General features: G+C 72.6%; 23 protein-coding genes. 15 read left to right on the forward strand and 8 right to left on the reverse strand.

What is annotated here, in order from left to right; all coding sequences use genetic code 11:
* Positions 1 to 104: 104 nt before the first annotated feature.
* Entirely contained in the window at positions 105 to 278 is a 174-nt protein-coding gene (locus QSK26_RS39815; protein ID WP_285780556.1) for a hypothetical protein, read from the reverse strand.
* Between the two features lie 9 nt (positions 279 to 287).
* Here QSK26_RS39815 and QSK26_RS39820 point away from each other — a divergent pair, with 9 nt between their 5' ends.
* Complete coding sequence (locus tag QSK26_RS39820) at positions 288 to 728, forward strand: hypothetical protein (protein WP_285780557.1); 441 nt, start codon at positions 288 to 290, stop codon at positions 726 to 728.
* A 273-nt stretch (positions 729 to 1,001) separates the two neighbouring features.
* Complete coding sequence (locus tag QSK26_RS39825; protein ID WP_285780558.1) at positions 1,002 to 1,778, forward strand: L,D-transpeptidase family protein; 777 nt, start codon at positions 1,002 to 1,004, stop codon at positions 1,776 to 1,778.
* Positions 1,779 to 1,876: 98 nt separating this feature from the next.
* Here QSK26_RS39825 and QSK26_RS39830 read toward each other — a convergent pair whose 3' ends face one another.
* A complete protein-coding gene (locus QSK26_RS39830) occupies positions 1,877 to 3,982 on the reverse strand; it encodes a catalase (RefSeq protein WP_285780559.1) in 2,106 nt (701 codons plus the stop codon).
* Between the two features lie 256 nt (positions 3,983 to 4,238).
* On the opposite strand from QSK26_RS39830, the gene QSK26_RS39835 reads away from it, so the two are divergent.
* Positions 4,239 to 4,460 carry a hypothetical protein gene (locus tag QSK26_RS39835; RefSeq protein WP_285780560.1) on the forward strand — a complete coding sequence of 74 codons (222 nt, stop codon included), beginning with the start codon at positions 4,239 to 4,241 and terminating at the stop codon, positions 4,458 to 4,460.
* A gap of 94 nt (positions 4,461 to 4,554) precedes the next feature.
* Positions 4,555 to 5,181 (forward strand): nucleoside/nucleotide kinase family protein, encoded by a 627-nt coding sequence (locus tag QSK26_RS39840; protein WP_285780561.1) that lies wholly within the window; start codon positions 4,555 to 4,557, stop codon positions 5,179 to 5,181.
* A gap of 121 nt (positions 5,182 to 5,302) precedes the next feature.
* Here QSK26_RS39840 and QSK26_RS39845 read toward each other — a convergent pair whose 3' ends face one another.
* A complete protein-coding gene (locus QSK26_RS39845) occupies positions 5,303 to 6,115 on the reverse strand; it encodes an SAM-dependent methyltransferase (protein WP_285780562.1) in 813 nt (270 codons plus the stop codon).
* Positions 6,116 to 6,296: 181 nt separating this feature from the next.
* Here QSK26_RS39845 and QSK26_RS39850 point away from each other — a divergent pair, with 181 nt between their 5' ends.
* From QSK26_RS39850 to QSK26_RS39890, 9 genes are all read left to right on the forward strand, one after another.
* Positions 6,297 to 7,232 carry a sulfite exporter TauE/SafE family protein gene (locus QSK26_RS39850; RefSeq protein WP_285780563.1) on the forward strand — a complete coding sequence of 312 codons (936 nt, stop codon included), beginning with the start codon at positions 6,297 to 6,299 and terminating at the stop codon, positions 7,230 to 7,232.
* Between the two features lie 125 nt (positions 7,233 to 7,357).
* Positions 7,358 to 9,088, forward strand: a complete 1,731-nt coding sequence (locus QSK26_RS39855; protein ID WP_285780564.1) for a S8 family serine peptidase — start codon at positions 7,358 to 7,360, stop codon at positions 9,086 to 9,088.
* Between the two features lie 562 nt (positions 9,089 to 9,650).
* Positions 9,651 to 10,628 (forward strand): LacI family DNA-binding transcriptional regulator, encoded by a 978-nt coding sequence (locus tag QSK26_RS39860; protein ID WP_285780565.1) that lies wholly within the window; start codon positions 9,651 to 9,653, stop codon positions 10,626 to 10,628.
* Between the two features lie 35 nt (positions 10,629 to 10,663).
* Positions 10,664 to 11,869 carry an extracellular solute-binding protein gene (locus tag QSK26_RS39865; RefSeq protein ID WP_285780566.1) on the forward strand — a complete coding sequence of 402 codons (1,206 nt, stop codon included), beginning with the start codon at positions 10,664 to 10,666 and terminating at the stop codon, positions 11,867 to 11,869.
* Complete coding sequence (locus QSK26_RS39870; protein WP_285780567.1) at positions 11,866 to 13,014, forward strand: ABC transporter ATP-binding protein; 1,149 nt, start codon at positions 11,866 to 11,868, stop codon at positions 13,012 to 13,014. The genes QSK26_RS39865 and QSK26_RS39870 overlap by 4 nt, the downstream gene beginning before the upstream one ends.
* Complete coding sequence (locus tag QSK26_RS39875; protein ID WP_285780568.1) at positions 13,011 to 13,913, forward strand: ABC transporter permease; 903 nt, start codon at positions 13,011 to 13,013, stop codon at positions 13,911 to 13,913. Before QSK26_RS39870 ends, QSK26_RS39875 begins: the two co-directional genes overlap by 4 nt.
* A complete protein-coding gene (locus QSK26_RS39880) occupies positions 13,910 to 14,740 on the forward strand; it encodes an ABC transporter permease (RefSeq protein WP_285780569.1) in 831 nt (276 codons plus the stop codon). The genes QSK26_RS39875 and QSK26_RS39880 overlap by 4 nt, the downstream gene beginning before the upstream one ends.
* Before the next feature lie 30 nt (positions 14,741 to 14,770).
* Entirely contained in the window at positions 14,771 to 15,205 is a 435-nt protein-coding gene (locus tag QSK26_RS39885; RefSeq protein WP_285780570.1) for a TIGR03668 family PPOX class F420-dependent oxidoreductase, read from the forward strand.
* A 51-nt stretch (positions 15,206 to 15,256) separates the two neighbouring features.
* Entirely contained in the window at positions 15,257 to 16,816 is a 1,560-nt protein-coding gene (locus QSK26_RS39890) for a PucR family transcriptional regulator (protein ID WP_285780571.1), read from the forward strand.
* 3 nt (positions 16,817 to 16,819) lie between these two features.
* On the opposite strand, the gene QSK26_RS39895 is transcribed toward QSK26_RS39890, so the two are convergent.
* Together QSK26_RS39895 and QSK26_RS39900 are read right to left on the reverse strand one after the other, a co-directional pair.
* On the reverse strand, positions 16,820 to 17,947 hold the full coding sequence (locus QSK26_RS39895) for an oxidoreductase (protein ID WP_285780572.1): 1,128 nt from the start codon (positions 17,945 to 17,947) through the stop codon (positions 16,820 to 16,822).
* A gap of 4 nt (positions 17,948 to 17,951) precedes the next feature.
* Entirely contained in the window at positions 17,952 to 18,545 is a 594-nt protein-coding gene (locus QSK26_RS39900; RefSeq protein WP_285780573.1) for a DUF1989 domain-containing protein, read from the reverse strand.
* Positions 18,546 to 18,749: 204 nt separating this feature from the next.
* On the opposite strand from QSK26_RS39900, the gene QSK26_RS39905 reads away from it, so the two are divergent.
* On the forward strand, positions 18,750 to 22,160 hold the full coding sequence (locus tag QSK26_RS39905; RefSeq protein ID WP_285780574.1) for a phosphodiester glycosidase family protein: 3,411 nt from the start codon (positions 18,750 to 18,752) through the stop codon (positions 22,158 to 22,160).
* An 81-nt stretch (positions 22,161 to 22,241) separates the two neighbouring features.
* Here the strand turns inward: QSK26_RS39905 and QSK26_RS39910 are convergent, their stop codons facing one another.
* Positions 22,242 to 22,823: a TetR/AcrR family transcriptional regulator gene (locus QSK26_RS39910; RefSeq protein WP_285780575.1), complete on the reverse strand. Its 582-nt coding sequence runs from the start codon at positions 22,821 to 22,823 to the stop codon at positions 22,242 to 22,244.
* A 62-nt stretch (positions 22,824 to 22,885) separates the two neighbouring features.
* A complete protein-coding gene (locus QSK26_RS39915) occupies positions 22,886 to 23,953 on the reverse strand; it encodes an FUSC family protein (RefSeq protein ID WP_285780576.1) in 1,068 nt (355 codons plus the stop codon).
* A gap of 138 nt (positions 23,954 to 24,091) precedes the next feature.
* Between QSK26_RS39915 and QSK26_RS39920 the strand changes: the two genes are divergently transcribed.
* The gene (locus QSK26_RS39920) at positions 24,092 to 25,015 is read left to right on the forward strand and encodes an NHL repeat-containing protein (RefSeq protein ID WP_285780577.1); all 924 of its coding nucleotides are present in this window, start codon (positions 24,092 to 24,094) and stop codon (positions 25,013 to 25,015) included.
* Positions 25,016 to 25,020: 5 nt separating this feature from the next.
* Here the strand turns inward: QSK26_RS39920 and QSK26_RS39925 are convergent, their stop codons facing one another.
* A complete protein-coding gene (locus tag QSK26_RS39925) occupies positions 25,021 to 25,788 on the reverse strand; it encodes a crotonase/enoyl-CoA hydratase family protein (RefSeq protein ID WP_285780578.1) in 768 nt (255 codons plus the stop codon).
* Positions 25,789 to 25,983: the final 195 nt, after the last annotated feature.

Here is a 25,983-nt window from a genome sequence, read left to right on the forward strand (position 1 = left end):
CCTCGGATGAGGCTCTTTCGGCGGGTTGGTTCAGCGAGGGCGGCTCAAGGAAATCCGGCCCGCGCCGGTTCTCGGGGAAATTCCGTGACGCGTCGTAATCTGGTTCAGGAGGTCGGCGCCTGGCGGGTGAGGCCCCACAGCCAGCTGTCGTCCTCGGAGTCGTTGTTCTCGTGCTTCGGCCACGTGTCGTGGTGCTTCGGCCAGGTGTGGTGGTGGGACGGGGCGGCCGCACCGCGCGGACCCGCAGGGCCCTGCGGTCCGGGGGGGCCCTGGATCACGATGGGACGGTGGTCGTGGTGGTCGTCCCGGTGGTGGTCCCGGTGGATGTTGACGTCGTGGCAGCCGTGCACGTGGACGCAGGCCTCGACGTGGTGGAAGAAGTGTCCACGGTGGTGGTGATGGTGGTGGTGGTGGTGCCGGTGGTGGTGGCCGTGGCAGTGCCGGTGGTGATGGTGGTGACGGTGGCACCGCCGATGGCAGTTGCGGCAGCCCAGAAGCGGCTTCTCGCCGAGGACGATCTGCTGGACGGCCGTGGACGTGTTGACTGCGACGGCTTCGGCGTTGGTGGCAGTCTGGAACGACGCCGCGAGACCGGCTCCCGCCACCGTCGTGGTGACGGCCACAGCCAGAGTGCGCATACCGGAACGAAGCCCGGGCGCCCATTTCTTGATGTGAGAAGTCATTTGATTCCCATGTCATTCACGATCCCGGGGGACCGACTCGACTAATACTCCGCAATAGCGGGTCAGCTAGGGAGATACCCATGGCCGATGGCGTCACTCGTGCATTTGTCTAGCGATGTAGCAATGGATGCCAAAGCAAATGGAAAAGTCCACCGAACGGCCCCCGAACCCCATTTCCTAATTGCACTCGACTTTCTCGCTTATCGCGCACAATTTCTGGATATGTCCGAATTGTGGGTGTAGGTGGACGGCGATTCTTTGCGATTCGTCGAAGTGTGCTTCATTAGATTTCCGGTGGAAACGGGTAATCAACACTTCGTGATCAGCAACGTTCAGCGCTCTCTTGCCCTTGCCTTTGTCCTCGTCTCCGCGGCTCTCTCCGTGGGGGCCCTGCCCGCCGTCGCGGCGAGTCCCGCCCTCGCCGGGCCGGACGCCCTCGCCGGGCCGGACGCCCAGCGTCCCGCCGAGCGGGGAGTCGTCCTGCGCTTCGGCGACCGCGGGCAGTACGTCCATCTCCTGCAGCGGTGGCTGGAACGGCTCGGGTTCGACCCGGGCAACGTCAACGGGCGCTTCGGCACCGAGACCGAGTTCGCCGTGTGGGCCCTGCAGAAGTCGCAGGGGCTTCGCGCGCGCGGGCGGGTGGACTACGACACCTGGCGCGCGCTCAGCCGGTTCCGCAAGATCCGGCCGCTGGTGCCGGGGGGCGCCCCGCGGCGGCTGGAGATCGACCTGACCCGCCAGTTGATGACCCTCTACACCAACGGCCGTCCCGCGCTCGTCACGCACATCTCCACCGGCGCGGAGGTCCACTACTGCGACAACGGGCGCTGTGGCACGGCCATCACGCCGACGGGCGACTTCCGGGTCTTCCGCAGGGACCCGGGCTGGACCACCGGCCCGCTCGGCTCCATGTACAACTCGCTCTACTTCAGCGGCGGCATGGCCGTGCACGGCTCGTCCAAGGTGCCGCTGTGGCCGGCGTCGCACGGCTGCGTCCGGATTCCGCTGCACGTGGCCAACGAGGTCTACCGGGTGATCCAGCACGGCGACCCGGTGCACATCCGCGGCAATGCGCCCACGGCGCAGAACCGATGACCGGCCGGCCCGTCCCGCAGGCCATCGGGAGGGCCGCCACGGCACGGCGGAGCGCCGCGCGGATCCGTCCGCGCGGCGCTCTCCTCATGCGGTACCGGTCAGGCGGGGACGCGGTCCGTGGGCCTGCTCCACACCCGGTGCTGGGCCAGCGCCGTCACGAAGGCGTCCAGGAACGCCTGGTCCGCCGCGCCCCGGCCCTCCTGGAGCACCACGCCGGCGCCGTCCATCGCCTCCAGCCGGGAGGCCCGCAGCAGGTCGGCGCCGCTGCCGAGCAGCCCGATCGCCTTGCCGTGCTTGTACGCCTCGGCGACGAAGTGCACGGCCAGGCCGTCGCCGGCCAGGGACCGGGTGCTGGCCGCGCCGTCCGGCACCACCACGGCGTCGTAGAGCACCGACGCCATCGTGGACATCGCCCGGTCCACCGGGACGGTCTCGCCCCCGGCGCCCTCGACCTTGCCGTCCCAGGCGGCGAGCACCTCGGGGATCGCCCCGACCCCGGCGAGTGTCTCCCTGAGTGACGCCACGCAGGCGGCGTCGACGCCGTCGGCCACCAGGATCGCGACCTTGCGGGTGGCCACGGAGTCCCGTCGCGCGTTGGCCTGGCTGAGCGCGGGGGAGGAGTCGCCGTGCGGCGAGCGGGACGGCTTCTCGACCTCCTCCACGCCGATGCCCTCGGCGACCCGGGCCGCGAGATCCGGATGCACCTCCGCGAGGTGGGCGACGACCCGCACCCTGATGTGCCGGTGCTCGACCTTGCCCAGCTCGAACCGGTAGGCGGCGACGATGTGCTCCTTCTCCCAGTCCGACATGCTGTTCCAGAACAGCTCCGCCTGGGAGTAGTGGTCGCCGAAGCTCTCGCTCCGCCGGCGGATCTTCGCCCCGTCGACCCGCTCCTGGTAATGCACGTAGCCGCCGTGCGAGGCGTCGGCCACCATCGGGCAGCCCGCGCCGAGCGAGTTCGGGGCGTAGGACGTGGTGCCCTGGTGCACCCGCCGCTGGTTGTAGCCGTCGCGCTGGTTGTTGTGCACCCGGGCGACCGGGCGGTTGACCGGGATCTGCGCGAAGTTCGGGCCGCCCAGCCGGATGAGCTGGGTGTCCAGGTAGGAGAACAGCCGGCCCTGGAGCAGCGGGTCGTTGGTGAAGTCGATGCCGGGCACCACGTTGCCGATGTGGAAGGCCACCTGCTCGGTCTCGGCGAAGAAGTTCTCCGGATTGCGGTCGAGCACCATCTTCCCGATCGGGCGGACCGGCACCAGCTCCTCGGGGATGATCTTCGTGGCGTCGAGCAGGTCGAAGTCGAAGGCGAACTCCCTGTCCTCCGGCACCAGCTGCACCCCCAGCTCGTACTCGGGGAAGACTCCCGCCTCGATCGAGTCCCACAGGTCACGCCGGTTGAAGTCGGGGTCCTTGCCCGCGATCTTCTGGGCCTCGTCCCACACCAGCGAGTGCGTGCCGAGCAGCGGCTTCCAGTGGAACTTCACGAACGTGCCGCGCCCGTTCTGGTCCACGAACCGGAAGGTGTGCACGCCGAAGCCCTGCATCATCCGGTAGCTGCGCGGCAGCGCCCGGTCCGACATCAGCCACATCATCATGTGCATCGTCTCGGGCTGGAGCGAGACGAAGTCCCACAGCGTGTTGTGCGCCGAGGCGGCCTGCGGGATCTCGTTGTGCGGCTCGGGCTTCACCGCGTGCACGAAGTCCGGGAACTTGATCGCGTCCTGGATGAAGAACACCGGCATGTTGTTGCCGACGAGGTCGAAGTTGCCCTCGCCGGTGTAGAACTTCGTCGCGAACCCGCGCACGTCGCGCACCGTGTCCGCCGACCCGCGCGACCCGGCCACCGTGGAGAACCGCACGAACACCGGCGTCCTGGCCGCCGGGTCGCGCAGGAAGTCGGCCCGGGTGAACTCCGTCAGCGGCTCATAGACCTGGAAGTAGCCGTACGCCCCCGCGCCCCGGGCGTGCACGACCCGCTCGGGGATGCGCTCGTGGTCGAAGCTGGTGATCTTCTCCCGGAAGTGGAAGTCCTCCATCAGCGTCGGCCCGCGCGCCCCGGCCGCCAGCGAGTTGTCGGTGTCCGATACGCGCAGGCCCTGGTCCGTGGTGAGGTAGGTGTCGCGAGGGTCCACCCGGTAGGCGTCGAGCTGCCGGTCCTTGGCCGTCCTGTCGGGTCCGCCGTCGCCTGCTCGGTTGTCGGTAGCCATAGCCGTCTCCAGCGTTCGTTCCACTCGAATGTTCTCAACAGCCACCTCACCCCGAGAAAGCAAGCGAAACGCCGCACTGGCGCAAGAAACGGCTAGGGAGATTTTCATGTAAAGCAGGTAGGAAATATTGACATCCGGCGGTGTGTGGTCGTAGCGTCATGCCCAGCCGGGCCGGCCCCGGCAGAGGAAGAGCGCCCGGCGTCCTCTCCGGGAAGATCGCCGGGCGCCTTCTCCCGCCCGGACGAGGAGCGAAAAGGTGGCGATCCCCGTGGCAGAACCCCGGCACGACGCCGCCCGCGCCGCCGCCCTCCCGCCGGCGGCGCGGGACCACCCCGGCGACGTCCACTGGTACGACCTGCCGGACGACGACGCCGCCCCCGAGGACCCGCCCCTTCCGCCGCCCCCCACCCTCCGGGGCGCGCTCCGCCGTACGGCGGGCCGCCTGGAGCACCGCTGGGCGGCCTGGCGAACCGCCTGACCCCCACGGCGGCGCGCCCGCTCGGCCGGGCGAGGCGGCGTACACCGCCTGAGGCCCGGCGGACGGCGGGGGAGATGTCGGCCAAGATGGGATCGTGCAGATACGCCCGATCTCTCCCGCGTTGCTGGCCGAGGAGCTCGCCGACCGGATCGTGGACGCCCCGCGTGACGCCTGGGTGCGGGTGGCCGTGGACGGGGCGCCGGCGGCACGGCCGGACGAACTCGCCGACGCGCTCGTCGATCCGCTGCGGCTGCGCGGCAGGGAGGTGCTGCGCGTCTCCGCCGCCGGCTTCCTGCGCCCGGCCTCCCTGCGCTTCGAGTTCGGCAGAACAGACCCGGACGCCTTCTACGACGACTGGCTGGACACCGGCGCGCTGATCCGGGAGGTGCTCGCCCCGCTGGACCCGGGCGGCACCGGCCGCGTCCTCCCCGCGCTGTGGGACGCCGTCGCCGACCGGGCCACCCGCGCCTCCTACGTCACCGTGCCGCCGGGCGGGGTGCTCCTGCTGGACGGCGCCCTCCTGCTCGGGCGGTGGCTGCCGCTGGACCTGACAATCCATCTGCGGCTCTCGCCCGGCTCGCTCGCCCGCAGGGTCGCTCCGGAACAGAAGTGGACGCTTCCGGCCTACGCCCGCTACGAGGAGGAGGTCGCGCCGGCGGACGCCGCGGACATCGTGGTACGCGCCGACGACCCGAGGCACCCGGCGCTCGTCGTCGGGTGACCGGCGGCCGGAGGACGCGGCGGATGAGCGGGCCGCGGCGCGGGCCGCACGGCGAAGCTGCGGGAACCGAAGTCGCGGGGACCGAAGCCGCGGGGGCCGAGGGCGAGGGCCGCGGCGGCGGTCAGGACGCGGGCTTGCAGGCGACGCCGCCGACCATCCAGGTCTTCTCCGCGCGCTCGTGCGGCGGGACGTCCGGGCGCCAGTCGCGGACGTAGACCAGGCCCGGCTCGACCATCTCCAGGCCGTCGAAGAACTGCTGGATCTGCGGCCGGGTGCGGGTGGCGTCGCCGCCGCGGTTCAGGATGGCGCGGTAGAGGTCGGCGATCGGCTGCGCGAGCTCCGGGCGGGCGTCGAAGGCGACGTGTGAGATCACCAGGTGGCCGCCCTCGGGCAGCGCGTCACGCAGGTGCGCGACCGCCTTGTCGGGGCCGTCCTCGTCCGGGATGTACTGCAGGACGCCGAGGAGCATGACGGCGAAGGGACGGTCCAGGTCGATCAGCCCGCGCACGGCCGGGTCGGCGAGCAGTTCGGCCGGGCGCATCACCCCGCCCTCGACCACCTTGGTCCGCGGATCGGTGGCGAGGAGCGCCCTGGCGTGGGAGAGCACGATCGTGTCGCTCTCGACGTAGACCACCCGGGACTCCGGCGCGAGCGACTGCGCGATCTCGTGCACATTGCTCCGGTTCGGGAGGCCGGGGCCCATCGTGACGAACTGCGTGACCCCCTCGCCGACGAGGTGACGCACCACCCGGCGGCGGAACTCCTGGCCCTCCCTGGCGATGTCCCTCACCTCGGGGGCTATCGCCAGCAGTTTCTCCGCGGCCTCGCGGTCGGCGGCGAAGTTGTCCTTGCCGCCGAGGAGGTAGTCGTTGATCCGGGCGATGTTGGGCACGCTCGTGTTGACCGCCGCGAACGCCCTGCGTGCCTCGCTCACGCCATGTCTCCTCATCTGTCCGCAGTGAGAGGAACTGTAGCGGTTCGGCGCGGGTTCAGGCCCTCTTTCACCTGTCAAACGTGACCCACCGGGCGGCCGGTATTTGCGTGCGCTTGACGTGGGCATGGTGCGTCGGAGAACATAATTCCGATCGATTTAGTAGGAAAGGTGGGATGTTCCGGTGCGTGCGCTCATCCTGCTGGGCCTCGTGGGCCTGGTGGCGCAGCTCGTCGACGGCAGCCTGGGCATGGCCTACGGCGTGACCTCGACGACCCTGCTGCTGGCCGTGGGCGCGAGCCCGGCCGCCGCCTCGGCCACCATCCACCTCGCCGAGATCGGGACGACCCTCGCCTCCGGGGTAGCGCACTGGCGCTTCAAGAACGTCGACTGGAAGGTCGTCGTCAAGATCGGCATCCCCGGCGCGATCGGCGCCTTCGCCGGCGCCACCTTCCTGGCCAGCCTCTCCACCGAAGCGGCGGCGCCGTTCATGTCCCTCGTCCTGCTGGCGCTCGGCGTCTACATCCTGGTCCGGTTCACCGCCTTCGGCCTGCCGCGCGGCAACCTGGGCAAGCCGCTGCGCCGGCGCTTCCTGGTGCCCCTCGGGCTGTTCGGCGGGTTCATCGACGCCTCGGGCGGCGGCGGGTGGGGGCCGGTGGGCACGCCCGCCATCCTGGCCAGCGGGCGGATGGAGCCCCGCAAGGTGATCGGTTCCATCGACGCGAGCGAGTTCCTCGTCGCCGTCGCGGCCAGCGCCGGCTTCCTGGTGAGCCTCGGCTCCCAGGGCATCGACCTGGCCTGGGTGGCGGTGCTGCTGCTCGGCGGCGTGATCGCCGCGCCGCTGGCCGCCTGGCTGGTCCGGATCGTCCCGCCACGGATGCTGGGTTCCGCGGTGGGCGGCCTGATCATCCTGACCAACGTGCGCACCCTGCTGCGCGCCGAGTGGGTCGCCGCCCCCTCCGCCGTGCAGAACGCCTCATACGCCGTCATCGCCGTCGTCTGGGCGCTGGCCGTCGCCCACTCCTACCGCCGGCACCGCGCCGAGCGGGAGACCGAGTCCGCCACGGACCGGCAAACGGCCTCCGATGACGAGGCCACTGTTTCCACCGCAACACGTTGAGTAAGGCGACAGAGGCGCTTCCACTCCTTTAATGTCACGCCTTGGTCGCGATTCTCCGCACATCTGGATCTTCGGCGATCGTGCTTCCAGATTTACAGGGATATCCCGTGACAACGGAGGTGTGTGTGAAACGCAGCATCGTCATCGGCGCTGTGGCAGTCCTTGCCGTGAGCACGTTCACGAGTCCGGCCGACGCGGCCGGGCCGTCGGCTGCCGTGAGCGAGGCGCAGGCCGAGTACGTCGTCCTCTACAAGGAGGGCGCCGACTCCGCGGCGGCCGAGCAGGCCATCACGGGAGCGGGCGGCACCGTACTGAAGGAGAACACCGCGGTCGGCGTGGCCACGATCACCACGACGAACGCCGGGTTCGCGGACGCGGTGCGGGCCAGCGCCGCGATCGAGGGCGTCGCCCGCAACCGGTCGATCGGCCAGGCCCCGCAGAGCGCCAGGATCAGTGCCGCGGCCCGTCAGGCCATCGAGGCCAAGGCGGTGGAGAAGGAGGGTCACCGGGCCGAGGCCAGGTCCTCCTGGGGCAAGCCGGGACCGAAGGCCGAGCCGCTGGCCGAGGCCCAGTGGGACATGAAGCAGATCCACGCCACCGCCGACGGCGCGCACCGGTACGAGCAGGGCGACCCGGGTGTGATCGTCGGTGTCCTGGACACCGGCGTGGACGGCTCGCACCCCGACATCGCACCGAACTTCGACCGCCGGCTGAGCCGCAACTTCACCGTCGACATCCCGGTCGACGCGAACGGCGCCGCCGTCGACGGACCGTGTGAGGAGGAGCCGGACCGCTCCTGCAACGACCCCGCCGACGTGGACGAGAACGACCACGGCACGCACGTCGCGTCGTCCATCGCCGCGCCGATCAACCAGCTCGGCATGGCGGGCGTGGCGCCCAAGGTCAAGATCGTGAACCTGCGGGCCGGCCAGGACTCGGGCTACTTCTTCCTGCAGCCCAGCGTCGACGCGCTGACCTACGCAGGCGACATCGGCGTCGACGTGGTCAACATGAGCTACTACATCGACCCGTGGCTGTTCAACTGCACCGACAACCCGGCCGACTCGGCGGCGGACCGGCTGGAGCAGGCCACGATCATCCGGGCCACCCAGCGGGCGCTGGACTACGCCCACCGCAGGGGCGTGACCCTGGTCTCGGCCGCGGGCAACAACGCCCTCGACTACACGAAGACGGTGCAGGACCCCTCCAGCCCCGACTTCGCGAGCGAGCCCGGTGAGGCCCCCTACAACCGCACCATCGCGCCGTCCTGCGTCTCGCTGCCGAGCGAGGGCGAGAACGTGATCTCGGTCGCCTCGACCGGCATCTCCAAGCGCAAGTCCTACTACTCCGACTACGGCAACGGCTACGTGGACGTGGCGGCCCCCGGTGGCGACACCTACGACACCGCCACCAACAGGCAGGACGTCACCAGGGCGACGCTCGCGGCCTACCCCCGGGCCCTCGCCGAGGCGCGCGGGGAGCTGAACCCGGACGGCACCCCCAACGTCCCGTACCTCGTCCGTGACTGCAAGGGCACGACCTGCGCCTACTACCAGTACCTCCAGGGCACGTCGATGGCCTCGCCGCGCGCCGCCGGCGTGGCCGCGCTGATCGTCAGCAAGTACGGCGAGCGCGACCGCCGGCACGGCGGCAAGACGCTGTCGCCGCGGATCGTGGAGAACGTCCTCAGGTCCACCGCGACCGAGACGGCCTGCCCCAGCCCGGCCGCCTTCACCTACACCCGGATCCTGGCCAACGGCACCACCGTGACCGCCACGCACACCTGCGAGGGCGGGGAGAGCCGCAACGGCTTCTACGGCAGCGGCATCGTCGACGCGCTCAGGGCGGTCCGCTGACCCTGACGTGACCTGGTTCCGAGACGACCCGGTTCCGAGACGACCCGGTTCCGAGACGACCCGGTTCCGAGACGACCCGGTTCTGACGTGACCTGGTTCCGTTGTGACCCGGTTCTGATGTGACCGTGCCGGTCATCCGGCGCCGTCGCCTGGCCCCCGCCTTCCGCGGGGGCCAGGCGCGTTTCCGGCCCGATGCACGCCGCCGTACCGCCGCCGTACGCTGCCGAAACGCCGCCCCCTCCGAAGAGCCATCCCATTTGTCGCCTTATAGCGGTGATCGGCTCAGAGATTGGTGATTTATCCGCTTTCGGCATGTTGCGTGATGTTCGTCCGTTGAATGGCTTGCATTCGCCCCGGGGTTCCCGGCATCCGAAGGACGATCTCCGTCCCACCCTCCATCCCGGCCGTGGCCCGCAAACCTTTTCATGCGCCCGATGACATGCCTGTTTCCGTGACGTAAGCGTGATATGTCGAGACATTGACGGAGTTGTGAAAAGGATTCCATCATGTGCGTCATCGGGCCCTCCGGCGTCCAGGCAGGAGCAACGGTGGCGGTGCGACGATGGCGGTGACGATCCAGGATGTCGCGAAGGCGGCGGGCGTGTCGGTCTCGACCGTGTCCCGCGCGCTGTCCTCGCCCGAGATGGTCCGCGAGGAGACCCGCGCCCGGGTGCGGGCGGTCGCGGAACGGCTGGGCTACCGGCCCAACCTGGCGGCGCGGGGGCTGATCACCGGCAGGACCGCCAACCTCGGCGTGATCGTGCCCGACCTGACCAACCCGTTCTTCCCCAGCATGCTGAAAGGCGTGCAGGCGCGGGCCCGCGAGGCCGCGCACGCGGTCTTCCTCGCCGACTCCCAGGAGGACGGGGCCCAGGAGGCCGGCCTGGTCGCCGCCATGGCCAAACAGGTCGACGGGGTCATCCTGTGCGCCTCCCGGATGACCGAGCCGCAACTGGAGGAGGTGCTCGGCCTGGTGCCGATCGTCTTCATCAACCGCGCGGTGCCCGCCCGGCCATCCGTGATCATGGACAACGCGGGCGGCACCCGGCAGGCCGTCGACCACCTCGCCGCGCTCGGCCACCGGCACGCCGCCTACCTCAACGGCCCGCGCAGCTCCTGGACCAACAGGGAACGCCGGAAGGGGCTGCGCCGGGCCGAGCGGCACGGCATGAAGGTGACCCATCTCGGCCCGTTCGCGCCGCGCTTCGAGGCCGGCCAGCAGGCCGCCGACCTGGTGCTCGCCGCCGGGGCCACCGCCGTGATCGCCTACAACGACGTGATGGCCCTCGGGGTGCTGGCCAGGCTCGCCGAGCGCGGCGTGCCGGTGCCCGCGCGGATGAGCGTGGTGGGCTGCGACGACATCAGCTTCGCCGCGATGGCCACACCCGCCCTGACCACGGTCGACCTGCGCGGCGAGCAGGCCGGGCGGGCCGCGGTGGACACCCTGCTCAACGTGCTGGCCGAACGGGACGGGACGCGCAGGCCCGCCCTGGAGTCCGCCCTCATCGTCCGGGCCTCGACCGGGCCCGCGCCCACCTGAACCCCTTCATCCGCATGCTCCGGAAAGGGACGCTCATGCCCAAGACCCGTCTCGCCGCACTCGCCGCGGCCGCCGTGGTCGGCCTCGCCGCCTGCGGCGCACCAGATGCCGGACCCGCGACCGGCGGCGCCGGCTTCCGGCCCGCTGACGTCCCGGCGAAACCGGCCGAGCCGGTCGTCCTCAACGTCATCGACGTGGCCGGCAACCTCCAGCTCACCCAGGGGATGATCGACGAGTTCGTGCAGCGGCACCCCGACGTGATCTCCCGGGTGACCTACACCAAGGCCACCGCCCCCGAGCTGGCCGGCAAGATCAAGGCACAGCAGGGCGCCGGCCGGGTCCAGATCGGGCTCGTGCTGACCGGCACCGACGGCCTGTCCGCCGGCATCGAGCAGAACCTGTGGCTGCGCACCGACGACTACGCCGCCCGCCTCGGCGCCCCCGCCTACCTGGAGCCCGCGGCCAAGATGCAGGAGCTCGCCCAGGGACAGGGTCAGGTCATCACCTACTACCCGTCCGGGCCGCTCCTGGAGTACGACCCGGAGAAGGTGCCCGACCCGCCGGACACCGCCCAGGAGCTCCTGGCGTGGGCCAAGGCCAACCCCAAGCGGTTCCAGTACGCCCGCCCGGCCAACTCCGGCCCCGGCCGCACCTTCCTGATGGGCCTGCCGTACCTGCTCGGCGACAGCGACCCCAAGGACCCGGCGAGCTGGACGAAGACCTGGGCCTACCTCAAGGAACTCGGCCGGTACGTCGACTACTACCCGACGACCACCACCGACACGATGAAGAACCTGGGCACCGGCACGGTGGACATCGTGGCCAGCACCACCGGGTGGGACATCAACCCCAGGGCGCTCGGCACCGTGCCGGAGGGCGTCAAGGTCACCCCGCTGGAAGGCATGCACTGGGTCACCGACGCCCACTACGCGGTGATCCCCAAGGGCGTCTCCGCGGACGTCGTGGCCGCCAACCTCGAACTCGTCAAATGGATGCTGACCCCGCGGCAGCAGGCGAAGGCGTACGACACCGGCTACTTCTACCCCGGCCCTGCGGTGAGCGGCGTCACGCTGGACATGGCGCCCAAGGAGTCGCAGGACGTGATCGCCAGGTTCGGCAGGCCCGAGTACGACGCCTGGATCGAGGAGTTCCCCAAGGAGACGTCGCTGCCGGCTCCGGCGCAGGTCGCGATGTTCGACCGGTGGGACCGCGAGATCGGCGCCGGAAAGTACGAGCGGTGAGCCTCCCGGCCGCCTCCGGAAGGATCTCCGAGCTGCGGCTGGAGGGCGTCAGCCGCAGCTACGGCGCCAGGCGGGCGCTCGACGGGCTGGACATGACGATCAAGGGCGGGGAGTTCGTCGCCCTGCTCGGCCCCTCCGGCTGCGGCAAGTCGACCGCGCTCAACTGCGTGGCCGGGCTGCTCCCGCTCACCGAGGGCCGCATCCTGCTGGACGGGACGCGCATCGACACGCTGCCCCCCGAGAAGCGCGGCTTCGGGATGGTCTTCCAGAACTACGCGCTCTTCCCGCACATGTCGGTGCGGGCCAACGTGGCCTTCGGGCTGCGGATGCGCCGGACGCCCGCCGCCGAGCGCCGGGAGCGGGTGGCCGAGGCGCTGCGCCTGGTGCAGCTCGGCGAGTACGCCGACCGGCTGCCCGGCAGGCTCTCCGGCGGGCAGCAGCAGCGGGTCGCGATCGCCCGCGCGATCGTGCTGGAGCCGCCGCTCGTGCTCATGGACGAGCCGCTGTCCAACCTGGACGCCGCGCTGCGGCTGGAGATGCGCACCGAGATCCGCCGCATCCACCAGACGCTCGGCCTCACCACGATCTACGTGACACACGACCAGGAGGAGGCCCTCTCCCTGGCCGACCGCCTGGTCGTGCTCCGCGACGGCGTCCTGCAGCAGGCGGGCACCCCGGAGGAGGTCTACACCGAACCCGCCAACCGGTTCGTCGCCGCGTTCATGGGTTACCGCAACGCCTTCGAGCTGCCGGTCGTCGGCGGCGACAGCCGTACCGTCCGGCTGGCCGCGGACGGGCTCGCGCTCACCGGGGTGCGGCGCGGCGAGCTGCCCGGTACGGCTGTCGCGTGCGTCCGGCCCGAGGACCTCACGGTCACCGAAACGGTCACCGAAACGGTCACCGAAACGGTCGCCGGAACCGGGACCGTCGCCGGGACGGTCGCCGGAGCAGGGGGCGGGGTGGCGGGCGCGAACACGCTGAGCGGGACCGTGGAGGTGGTGGAGTACCACGGCAGGGAGAGCGCGGCCCAGGTGCGCACCGACGGCGGGCACCCGCTGTCGGTCAAGACCCCGGCGCGGCTCGCGCCCGGCGAGCGGGTGACGCTGTCGGTGCCGCCCGAGCGGGTCCTGGTGTTCGCGCCGTGACCCCCGGCGCGCCCGCCGGACCGGCCCCCGTCGCGATGCGGCACCGGCTGGCCGAACGCGGGGTCGACCGGATGCTGCTCCTCCTGCTCCCCGCGGCCGTGTTCATCACCGCCCTGTTCCTCTACCCGTTCCTGTACGGCCTCCAGTTGTCCTTCCAGCCGCAGGGCGGCGGCGTGTTCGAGAACTACGCGCGGTTCTTCGGGGACGCCTACCTGCGGGACACGATCGCCACCACCCTCTGGCTCGGCGTGCCGGCCGCGCTGCTCAACGTCGCCGTCTCGGTGCCGCTCGCCTACCGGATGCGTGGCAGGTTCCGCGGCAGGCGGCTGCTCACCACGGTGCTGGTGGTGCCGATCACGCTCGGCACCGTGCTCACCGCGGAAGGGCTGCTCACCTTCCTCGGCCCGACCGGCTGGTTCAACCGGGTGGTCGTCGGCCTCGGGCTCGCCGACGAGCCGGTGCGGCTCACCCACAACTACTGGGGCGTGCTGTTCTCGCTGATCATCACCGGGTTCCCGTTCGCCTTCCTGCTCACGCTCAGCTATCTCAGGGGCATCGACCCGACGCTGGAGTCGGCGGCGGCGACGCTGGGCGCCGGGTGGTGGCAGCGGTTCCGGCACATCACGTTCCCGCTGCTGGTGCCGGGGCTCGCGATCACGTTCTGCCTGTCGTTCGTGCTCGCCTTCTCGGTGTTCCCCTCGGCCATCCTGGTCGGGGAGCCGTCGGGGGAGACCCGGGTGATCTCCATCGCCGCCTACCACGCCGCCTTCGAGCAGTACGACTACTCGATGGGCTCGGCCATCGCCATGATCATGGGCGTGGTGGAGCTGGTGGTCATCGGGCTCGTGCTCGGCTGGCGGGCCACGCTCTACCGGGGTTCGTCGGGAGGCAGGGGATGAGGGGCGCGCCGCGGCCCGGCGCCTGGCTGGTCTGGGGCACGGTCGCCTTCTTCCTGATCTTCCTGGCCGGGGTCGTCGGCTCGGTCGTGGTCAACTCCTTCGCGGTGAACTGGTTCGACACCTGGCTCCCCGGCGGCTGGACCACCCGCTGGTACGGCGCCTCCTGGGCCGACTTCGACCTGCCGTCGGTGCTCGCGGTGACCTTCCAGGTGGCCGTGCTCGTCGTCGCGGTCTCCCTGCTGGCCGGGGTGCCCGCGGCGTACGCGCTGGCCAGGCGGGACTTCCCGGGCAAGCGGGCGCTCACCCTGCTCTTCCTGCTGCCCATCATGATCCCCCCGGTGACGTACGGCATCCCGCTGGCCACGGTGCTCTACAAGTTCCATCTGGCCGGGACGATGACCGGGGTCGTACTGGCCAACCTGGTGCCGTCCATTCCGTTCGTGATCCTGGTGATGACGCCGTTCATCGAGCAGATCGACCCGAAGGTCGAGGCGGCGGCGCGCATGTGCGGGGCGACGACCCGGGCGGTGCTCACCCGGATCCTGGCGCCGCTGCTCGTCCCCGGCATGCTCGCGGCGGGCATCCTCGTGCTGGTGCGCACGGTGGGCATGTTCGAGCTGACCTTCCTCACCGCCGGGCCGGACAGCGAGACGCTGGTCGTCGCGCTCTACTACTCGGTGTCGGCCGCCGGGATCCGGGCCCAGCAGCAGGTGGACGCGATGGCCGTGGTGTACACGATGTCCATGCTGGTGCTGCTCGTCGTCGCGTTGCGGTTCGTCAACCCGACCCAGCTCGTCACCCAGATCAAGGAGACCCCGGGCGACTGACGGCCTGCCCGGGCCGCCTACGCTGGGCGCATGAGGATGCGGCCGGAGCAGGCGCGGCGCGCGTTCGAGGGGGAGCGGGTCGCCAGGCTCGCCACCGTGACCCCGGACGGCGCGCCGCACCTGGTGCCGGTCTCCTTCGCGGTGCGCGGGGACACCGTGGCGATCGCGGTGGACCACAAGCCGAAGGAGACCACCGCCCTGGCCAGGCTGCGCAACATCCGCGCCGAGCCGCGGGTCTGCCTGCTGGCCGACCGTTACGACGAGGACTGGACCCGGCTGTGGTGGGCCCGCGCGGACGGCCTGGCCCGGGTCCGCGCGGAGGCGCCGGCCGCCGCCGGGTGGCTGGCCGAGAAGTACGCCCCCTACCGGGAGCACCCGCCCGAAGGGCCGTACATCGTGGTCGAGGTGCGCCGCTGGTCGGGGTGGTCCGCCGCCTCCGTCCCCGCCCCGCCTCTTGACGGGTAGCCGCTGGACGATCCTCTAGTGACCGGCCGGTTCACTGTCTATATTGACAGCGTGTTCACGTTGACAACGCTGGTGCGGGACGCGGCGCTGAAGCTCAGGATCCTGGTGCCCGGCCCGCCCGGGGCGATGGACGAGCCCGTCGCCTGGGTGCACAACACCGAGCTGCCCGACCCGTCCGAGTACGTCAGGGAGCGCGAGCTCGTGCTCACCAACGGCCTGTGGGCGGGCCGGACGACCCCGGCGGCCTTCGTGTCCGGCGTACGGCGGGCGAACGCGGCGGGCATCGTGTTCGGGCTCCGGGCGGCCGTGCCGCGCACGCCGCGGGGCCTCGTGGCCGCCTGCGCGGAGGCCGGCCTGCCGTTGCTGGAGATCTCCGCCGAGGTGCCGTTCACCGCCGTCTCCGAGGCGGTCGCCGCGATGTACGCGGACCGCCGCCAGGAGACGCTGATCGGCATGGTGCACCGGGGCGACGCGCTGGCCACGGCGATCTCCCGCGGCGCGGGCGCCTCCGGCGTGCTGGACGTGCTCAGGCGCGACCACGACCTGCCGCTCGCCGTGGTCGACCGGATGGGCAGGCCGCTCGCCGCGGCCGGCGCCGACCTGGACGCCGGGCAGCTCGCCGCGGTGGCCGCCGGGCTGACCCGGCGCCCGCCCGCGCTGGAGGCCGACCTCGGCGCCGCCGGGCCCGCGGCCCTCTTCCCGGTGGGCGCGGTCGGCGAGGACGACGCGGCGCTCGTCTGCCTGCGCCCGCTGACGGCGCTGGACCGGGCCGAGCGGGAGGCGCTGGAACAGGCCGCCCGGTTCCTCAGCCTGGAGGTGGCCAGGCGGCAGGCGGTCCAGGCGATCGAGATGCGCTTCGCCGACGAACTGCTGGAGATGGTGCTGTCCGGCGCGCGGCGGGCCGGTGAGGTGCCCGACCGGCTGCGCGCGTTCGGCGTGGACCCCGGAGGGCCGCTCGCCGTCTGCGCGGTCGCCTTCGCCGGGGCGGAGGCGGCCACGCTGGACGGCCTCGCCGAGACGGCCGGCGAGTTCCTCGCCGCGGAGGGCGTGCCCGCCGTGGTCACCGGCGGCACCCAGGACGTCGTCGTCGTGCTGTCCTGGCGGCGTCCGGAGGGCGACCTCGTCCCGCTGGCGGAGCGGCTGACCGGGGCGGTGGGCGGGCGGTTCCCCGGCCGGCGGCCGGTCGCCGGGGTCGGCGGGATCGCCGCGCACGCGGCCGGCCTGCGGGGCCCCCTGGTGCGGGCACGGGACGCCTGCCGGGTGCTCCGCCGCACCCGGGGCGGCCCCGCCGTACGGGCCTTCGCCGAGCTGGGCACCCACCGCCTGCTGCTCGGCACGGCCGACCCGCGGACCCTGCGCGCCTTCTCCCGCGACCTGCTGGCCCCGCTCCGCGAGCACGACGCCCGCCGCGGCGGCGACCTGGAACCCACCCTGCGCGCCTTCCTGGACCACGACGGCCAGTGGGCGGTCACCGCGGCGGCCCTGCACGTCCACGTCAACACCCTGCGCAACCGGCTGGCCAAGGTCGCCGAGCTGACCGGCAGGGACGTCGTCCGCACCGAGGACCGCGTCGACCTCTTCCTCGCCCTGGCGGCCGACGCCCTGGAGTGACCCTCAGCCTCGGCCGGCCCACCGCCGCGCGTTGCTCAGCGTCGCCAGCGGCTCCAGCATCCCGTGGTCGAACGCCTCCAGCGGCGTGCCGCCGGCCAGCCTGCGGGGCAGGTCCGGGTTGGCGAGGGCGCCCCTGGCGATGGACAGCACGTCGGCGTGGCCGTCGGCCAGCACCTGCGCGGCCTGGTCCAGGTCGTGCATGCCGCCGTTGGCGATCACCGGCAGGCCGGTCACCCGGCGGGCCAGACCGGTGATCGTGGTGCCGTCGTCCAGGCGTGCCGTCTCGATCCAGTCCCGGCCCTCGCTGGCGATGTGCAGGTAGGTCGCCCCGGCGCCGGCCACCGCGCGGAAGATCGTCTCCGCGTCCTTCGCGCCGCCCGGCCAGCGGTAGACGTAGTCGTTCACCTTCCCCTGGGACAGCCGGATCCCGACCGGGAACCCGGCGCCCACCTCGGCGCGGATCGCCGCCACCACCTCGGCGGCGAAACGCACCCGGTTCTCCACCGGTCCGCCGTAGGAGTCGGAGCGCCGGTTGGTGTAGTCGGTGAGGAACTGGTCGGGCAGGTACCCGTTGGCGCCGTGCACCTCGACCCCGTCGAAGCCCGCCTCGCGCGCCCTGGCCGCCGCCCCGGCGAAGCCGCGGACCGCCTGCTCGATGTCGGCCGCGCCCATCTCGACGGGGACCGGCCAGGGACCCTGCCCGCCGTAGTCGGACATCTTCTCGCCGAGGGGCTGGACGGCCGAGGGGCCCGCGGTGTCCTCGCGGTAAGCGTTGCCCTGGGAGATCGCGCCCGCGTGCATGAGCTGCGCCACGATCGGCGCCCCCGTGGCGTGCACCCGGCCGACGACCTCCCGCCAGCCGGCCACGTGCGCGTCGGAGGCGAGGCCCGGCTGGTTGAGGTAGCCCTGGCTGTAGGCGGTGTCGGTGTAGGTGCCCTCGGTGATCAGCAGGGCGAAGCCGCCGCGGGCGAAGGCGGCGTAGTAGTCCGCCATCTCCTCGGTGGGGATCCCGCCGGGGGTCGCGGAGACCCGGGTCATGGGCGCGACCGCGAGGCGGTTGGCGATCTCCAGGCCGCCGATCCGCGCGGGCCGCAGCGCCGGGTGCGTGGCGGGGACTGCTGAGGTGGTCATCGGGTCACTCCTTGTCGGGCGCGGCTTGGGGAAGGTCGATCGCCAGCGGTGTCGGGTCGCCGCCGTTGATCTGCACGAGGTCCTGCGGGCAGGCGGAGACCACCAGGAGGCAGTCCATCAGCGCCTCGAAGGTGATCGAGTCTCCGGGCTGGGAGACGGCGGGCAGCCAGCTCAGCCGCCCGTCCCCGGCCACCGGGATGCGCATGAACACGTTCACCGGCTGCGGTGTCACGGGTACGGCGAGGCCCAGCCCGGCGAGCGACTCGCGCAGGTTCTCCGCGCACGACCGGTGCGGCCTCTCCGCGCCGAGCAGCGCGTAGCGGGCCGGATCGCAGGCCGCGATCAGCATGTCGTGCGCGCCGGGGGAGGTGTCGGCCACGAGGCCGAGGATCGGGCGGCGGCGGTCGGTGACGAACTCCTCCCCGATCGCGGGGAAGAGCCGCCCGGTCGAGGCGCGGGTGTGCGCGGCGCTCAGGTGCTCGGCCGGGTCGGCGGCGGCGAACGCGAAGAGGTCGCCCACCTGCCCGCCTTCGACGTCGACGACGCTCACCCGCCGTCCCGCCGGCACGCGCACGGCCCGCGCCTCACGTGCGGGCACGGATGTCCGCAGGGTTGCAGGCGTGAATGTCATGCCGGTAGCCAACCATCGTCCGGTGGCATCCCGCCATGGAGGTTCGCACAGCATGTGCCGCCTCCCATGGCCGATCCTCCAGGTGGTTCTCCTCCCGGCGGCGGATGAAATTTCCTTTCGGTACACCTTTAGGTCTTGAAGGATGTAACCAGCGCGCGGTTAGGTTCGGTCGTGAACCATGGTCTCCGCCCCCTGGGCGTGGTCGCGCTTGCCCTCCTGCTGGCCTCCGGCGCCGCCGCCGGGCCCGCGCTGGCCGAACCCGCCCCACCCTCCACCATCGCGGAGGACGCCCCCAGGGCGTCGTCCTACCCGGCCGCCTCCACCCTGCTCGTCGAACCCGGCGCGCAGAGCCTGGAGACGTCCACGAAGACCCGGCCGGTCGCCCCCGGCGTCACACTCACCTCCTTCGACCGCTACGACGCCGCAGGATGGCTGCGCGCCGACGCCGTCTCCGCCGACCTCGCCGGCGGCGTCAGCGCCGACTACGTCTACTCGGGCGAGGTGTCGAAGACCGAGCCGCTGTCCGGCCCCGCCCGGCGCTCCCGCGCCGTCGCCGCGGTCAACGGCGACTTCTTCGACATCAACAACTCCGGCGCCGCCCAGGGCATCGGCGTGCAGAACGGCGCGCTCGTCCAGTCGCCGACCGTGAACCACAACGCGGCCGTGGCCATCAGCCCCGAGGGCATCGGCCGGGTGCTCCAGATGACCTTCGACGGCACCGCGACCCCCGCCGGCGGCGCCCCCATCAAGCTGACGCAGTTCAACCAGCTCGTCCAGGCCGGCGGAGTCGGGCTGTTCACCCCGCTGTGGGGCTCCTACACCCGCACCCGCGCGGTGGACGGCGCCGTCGTCGTCGCCGAGGTCGTGCTCAAGGACGGCGTCGTCGCCGAGGTGCGCACCGCCGCCGGCGCCGGCCCGATCCCGGCCGGCACCACGATCCTGCTCGGCAGGGACGCCGGCGCCGCCCCGCTCGCCGCGCTCAGGCCCGGCGACCGCGTCGACGTGCGGTACGCGCCGAAGGCGTCCGACGGCGAAGCGGTGAAGGCGGCCATCGGCGGCAGCGCGGTCATCGTCAGGGACGGCGTCCCGCAGCCGAACGGCGACCCCGCCGCCGCGCCGCGCACCGCCCTCGGCTTCTCCGCCGACGGCCGCAAGATGTACATGCTCACCGTCGACGGCAGGCAGGCGGACAGCCGCGGCGTCACGCTCGCCGAACTCGGCCGGATGATGGCCGGCCTCGGGGCGCGCAACGCCCTCAACCTCGACGGCGGCGGCTCCTCCACCATGCTCGCCCGCGAGCCCGGCTCGGCCGACGCCCAGGTGGAGAACAGCCCGTCCGACGGCGCCGAGCGGCACGTGCCCAACGGCCTCGCCCTCTACGCCGCGCCCGGCAGCGGCAGGCTCAAGGGCTTCTGGGTGGAGACCGCGAGCGACCCGGCCAGGGCGCCCGGCGTCGGCCCGGTCACCGGCGGACGCCCCGACCGCGTCTTCCCCGGCCTGACCCGCGAGCTCACCGCGGCCGGCTACGACGAGACGTACGGCCCCGCGTCCGGCGCCCCCACCTGGCGGGCCGGCGGGCTGCTGAACGGCCGGGTGGACCGCGACGGCACCTTCCACGCCCTCCTGCCCGGCAAGGTCACCGTCACCGCCCAGCGCGGCGGCGCCAGGGGCGACATCGACCTGACGGTCCTGCAGCCCCTCGCCCGGATCGGCGGCACCACCGACCGGGTCGGCCTCGGCGGCGCGGACGGCACCGGCACCTTCGGCGTCGTCGGCTACGACCGCAACGGCAACACGGCGCCCATCGAGCCCGCCGACGTGCGACTCGACTACGACCGCACGCTGATGGACGTGACCGCCACCGCGCAGGGCTTCTTCACCGTCAAGGCGAAGAAGGACGTCGGATCCGGCCTGGTGACCGTCACGGCCGGCGGGAAGACGACCGCCGTCCCGGTGACCGTCGGCCTGGAGGAGGTCCCCGTCGCCGCCTTCGACGACGCCGCCTCGTGGACCTTCGCCTCGGCGCGGGCCACCGGCTCGCTCGGCGCCGCCCCCGGGCAGAGCGGCGGCGGCCTGCGGCTCTCCTACGACTTCACCCAGTCCACCGCGACCAGGGCCGCCTACGCCAGCCCGCCCCAGCAGATCACCGTGCCCGGCCAGCCGCAGGCGTTCGGCCTGTGGATCAACTCCACCGGCAGGGGCGAGTGGCCGAGCCTGGAGTTCTACGACTCCCAGGGCCAGTCGCAGATCCTCCGCGGCCCCTACCTGACCTGGACCGGCTGGCGGTACGTCGAGTTCGCCGTGCCGCCCGGCGTGAGCTACCCGCTCAGGCTGCGCCGGTTCTACGTCGCCGAGACCAAGGCCGACCAGTCCTACACCAACGAGATCCTCGTCGACGGCCTGGTGGCCAAGGTGTCCCCGACGGTGAACGCGCCGGAACAGGAGAAGGTCGCCGACCCCGTCGTACGGCCGGGCGCCGAGATCGCCGCCAAGTCGTGGCGGTTCGCGGTCATGTCGGACGCGCAGTTCGTGGCCAGGAACCCGGACAGCGACCTGGTCGCGAACGCCCGCCGCACGCTCCGTGAGATCAGGGCCGCCCGCCCGGACTTCCTGATCATCGCGGGCGACCTGGTGGACGAGGCCTCGCCCGAGGACTTCGCGCTGGCCAGGAAGGTGCTGGACGAGGAACTGGGCGGCGCCCTGCCCTACCACTACGTGCCCGGCAACCACGAGGTCATGGGCGGGGACATCGGCAACTTCGAGGCGGCGTTCGGCGACCCGTACACCAGCTTCGACCACAACGGGACCCGGTTCGTCACGCTGGACACCTCGCGGCTCAACCTGCGCGGCGGCGGCTTCGAGCAGATGGCCATGCTGCGCGAGCGGCTCGACCGGGCGGCGAAGGACCCGAAGATCGGCTCGGTGGTGGTCGTGTTCCACGTGCCGCCGCGCGACCCGATGCCGGTGAAGGCCAGCCAGCTCGGCGACCGCAAGGAGGCCGCGCTGGTCGAGGGCTGGCTCGCCGACTTCCAGCGCACCACCGGCAAGGGCGCGGCGTTCATCGGCGCCCACGTCGGCACGTTCGACGCCTCCCGGATCGACGCCGTGCCGTACTTCATCAACGGCAACTCGGCCAAGACGCCGTCCGCCGCGGCGGATGACGGCGGCTTCACCGGCTGGTCGCTGTGGGGCGTCGACCCGGTCTCGGAGCAGGAGGCGGAGCAGGTGCGGCGCAACCCGTTCGCCGACGCCCCGTCGTGGATCGGCGCGCAGGTCCGCCCGCACGTCGACGAGCTGACCCTCGCCGTGCCCGGCCCGGTCAAGGTCGGCACGCCCGCACGGGTCACCGCCACCGTCACCCAGGGCGCCCGCCAGGTGCCCGTCGCCCACCCTGTCTCGGCCGACTGGTCGGGCTCGTCCAACCTGCACATCGGGGACCGGGACGGGGCCGACCGGCGCGACATCGCCGCGTTCGACCCGCGGACCGGCACGCTCACCGCCCTGCGCGGCGGCCAGGTGACGCTCACCGTCAAGGTGAACGGCGTCGCCCGCACCGCCACCGTCACCCTCCAGCAGAGGTAGTCCCCGGCCGCGCCGCATCCCGGCCGGACGGCTCCCCGCCGTCCGGCCGCCCGGTGCCCCGGACCGGCGGGAGCGCCCGCCTCACTCGGCGGGCACCGCCGGGCGGGCCCGCCCGGCGGCGGCGAGGAGCTGGACGGCCGCCGCCCTGGCCTGGGCGGCCGGGGCGGGGGTGGCGAAGATGCCGGCGGTGACCATGGCGCCCTCGGCCAGCAGGAGGAGCTGGTCGGCGAGCGGCTCGGGCAGGCCGGCGGCGGCGGTCAGCTCGCGCAGATAGCGCCTGAAGGCCAGCTTGTGCTTGCGGGCCTGGGCGGCGATGGTGGCGGAGGTGGCGCCCAGCTCGCCGTAGGAGTTGATCCACGCGCAGCCGCGGAAGGCGGGCTCGCCGAACCACAGGCCGAGCCAGTCGAACACCGCGAGGATCCGCTCCCCGGGGTCCTCGAACGCCTCGACGTGCCGGGCCAGCCGCCGCCGCCAGCTCACGTCACGGCGTTCGAGGTAGGCCTCGACGAGGAGCTCCTTGGTGGCGAAGAGCTGGTAGAGCCGCTTGAGCGACACCCCGGAGAGGCCGCGGATGTCGTCCATGCCGACGGCCTGGATGCCCCGGCTGTAGAACAGCTCCTCCGCCGCGTCGAGCGCGAGATCCCGCGCCGCCTCCCGATCCACCTCATCACCCTCGTTCGTGCCTCGCGGAGAGAACCGGCGTTCCCTAGGGTAACCGCAAAAATTCAGACCCGGGGCGGCAGCGCGGCCCTGGAGGCGTCGCGGTCCATGCCCGTCGCCTGGAGCAGGTCCACGGCGATCGACCGCACCTGGGCCGTCATCACGTCGGCCGAGAAACCGCCGGGCTCGCCGGGATCGTCGCCCAGCTCCGGGACGGCGCCGAGCACCCTGGCCCGGGCCGCCTTCGGCTCGCGCCCGCCGGACAGCTCCTCGTCCAGCAGCCGGGTGGCGCCGGCCAGCTCGCGCAGCACGCCGGGCAGGCCGGGCGGCATGGGCGCGCCCGCGTCCAGCGCCACGATGGTCCGCCGGGCCAGCACCCGGGTGTTGCGCAGCGCGAGGTCCAGCCGGGTGCCCGCGGTCTCGTACCGGACGAGCCCGCGCCGCCGCCGCCACTGCAACGGCGAGATGGTGGCGATCTCCCGCCCGGCCTTGAGCGCCTGGAGGAGCTCGTCCACCACCGGCTGGGTGCCGCGCACCTCGCGCAGCGCGGCCGAGGCCAGTGCGACGTCGGACCGCTCGATGGCCTCCGCCGTGTCCTCCAGCGCGGTCGCCAGGGCCTCGAACACCGCCGAGGCGTAGCGGTGCGCGATCGCGGCCGGGCTCACCGGCAGCAGCGCGACCGCCGCGATGCCCAGGCAGCCGCCGACGAGCGTGTCCACCATCCGGTCCACGCCGCCGGTGCCGCCCGGCGGCAGCAGGGTCGCCACCAGCACGGCGGACGACCCCGCCTGCAACGTCATCACCGAGCCGCTGTCCAGGAAGACCGCCACGCCCATGGCCAGCGCGACCACGAGGGTGATCTGCCAGGCGCCGCCGCCGATCTGCGAGATGAGCAGGTCCCCGACGCCCACTCCCAGGCTGACCCCCACGACCAGCTCCACCAGCCGGCGCAGCCGCCTGCCGAGGGCCACGCCGATGCACACCACCACCGCGATCGGGGCGAAGAACGGACGGGGATGCCCGAGCACGTCCCTGGCCACGATCCAGGCGAGCCCGGCGGCCACGGCGCACTGGATGATCGTCGGCGCCATCAGGGTCAGCCGCCGCCGTCGTTTCCGCAACGCCTCTTTCACTGCCCGGCCTTTCCGTTCGTCCCGCCCGTCCGGCGATCTCACCGAAGTCTCAACGGTTCGCATCCCGGGCACCTTCCCGGAGATCGCTCCGCCATCCTGGGCCTTCCGTTCCGCCGCGGCACGGGTGAGGGTGATCACATGAGACCGACCACCGCCGTCATCGCCGTGACCGTGCTGCTCGTCACCCTCATCGGGACGCCCGCGCAGGCGCGCACCGCGCCGCGGGCCCACTTCCCCGCCGCCTTCCCGCTGCCGGCCGGGTTCCAGCCCGAGGGCGTCGCGATCGGCCCCGGGCCCACCGCCTTCTTCGGCTCCCGCGCCACCGGCGCGATCTACCGGGCCGACCTGCGCACCGGAAAGGGAAAGATCGTCAACGCCGGGCCCGGCACACCGTCGCTCGGCATGAAGACCGACCGGAGGCACCGGCTGTTCGTCGCGGGCGGCGCCGGCGGAGACGCCCGGGTGATCGACACCCGCACCGGCGCCGTCCTGCGCTCCTACCCGCTGGCCACCGGCGCCGCGTTCGTCAACGACGTGGTGCTCACCGGCGACGCCGCCTACTTCACCGACTCCACCAACCCCGTGCTGTCCAAGCTGCCCCTCGGCCGCTCCGGCTCCCTGCCGCACGCCGCCGTGCAGGTCCCGCTCACCGGCGACCTCGTGTACGGCGCCGGCATCAACGCCAACGGGATCGCCGAGACGCCCGACGGCAGGGCGCTGCTCGTCGTCCAGTCCAGCACCGGCGGCCTGTTCAGGGTGGACCCGGCCACCGGCGTGACGAAGCGGGTGAACCTCGGCGGCGAGACGCTGGTCAACGGGGACGGCCTGCTGCTCGACGGCCGGCTGCTCTACGTCGTGCAGAACCGGCTCAACACCGTGGCCGTGCTGAGACTGAGCAGGGACGGCACCTCCGGCCAGGTCGTCGCCCGGCTGACCGACCCGCGCTTCGACGTCCCCACCACCGTCGCGGCGTACGGCGGCCGCCTCTACCTGCCCAACGCCCGCTTCACCACCACCCCCGCCCCGGACACCCCCTACGACGTGGTGGCCGTGCGCCCCTGACGGGACTAGCCGCCGAAGCCGCCGTGGCGGCCGTGGCCGGAGACGAACCTGGCCGCGCCGTCGCGGGCGCCGGCGGCCAGCGACGCCTGGCCGTGCCGCCATTCGCCGGCGAGCGCGTCCGCGAGCGGCAGCCCTTCCTGTTCGTAGGCGGACGCCCGGTCCCGGCGCAGGCCCGTCTGCGGGAACTCCGCGATCCGCGCGGCGAGCTCCTCGGCCGCCCGGCGGGCCTGGCCGCGGGGGACGACCCGGTTGGCGAGGCCCAGCCGGGCCGCCTCCGCGGCGTCCACCGGACGGCCCGTGATGATCATGTCGAGGGCGGGGCCGAGCCCGACCAGCCGGGGCAGCCGCACCGTGCCGCCGTCGATCAGCGGCACCCCCCAGCGGCGGCTGAACACCCCGAACACCGCGTCCTCCTCGGCCACCCGCAGGTCGCACCAGAGGGCGAGTTCCAGCCCGCCGGCGACCGCGTGCCCGGCGACCGCCGCGATCACCAGCTTGGACGTCGTCATCCGGGTCGGGCCCATGGGCCCCCGCGCGGACTCCTCCGGACCCGCCAGGTCGAAGCCGCCCGCCGCGACGGCCTTCAGGTCGGCGCCCGCGCAGAAGGTGCCCCCCGCGCCCCAGAGCACCGCCACGTCCGCCCCCGGATCCTCCTCGAACTCCGCGAACGCCGCATACAGCTCCCCGGCGTGCTCCGGATCGACGGCGTTGCGCACCTCGGGCCGGTCGATCACCACCGTGGTCACCCGCCCGGACCGCTCCACCCGGATCATCCGTTCCCCCTCGCATCGGCCGGCGACGTCGTCGGGCCCATGAAAGCACGACCGGCCGGGGGCGGGGGCGTCACGGGGTCAGGGTGTGGCGCAGGTGTAGGCGGCGGGGGTGGTGGTGTTGCCGTTGGGGCGGGTGGCCTGGTAGCCGAAGGCGGTGGTGGCGCCGGGGGCGATGGTGGCGTTGTAGGGGAGGCT

It is taken from the genome of Microtetraspora sp. NBRC 13810 (genome assembly GCF_030268685.1).
Taxonomy (GTDB): domain Bacteria; phylum Actinomycetota; class Actinomycetes; order Streptosporangiales; family Streptosporangiaceae; genus BSRQ01.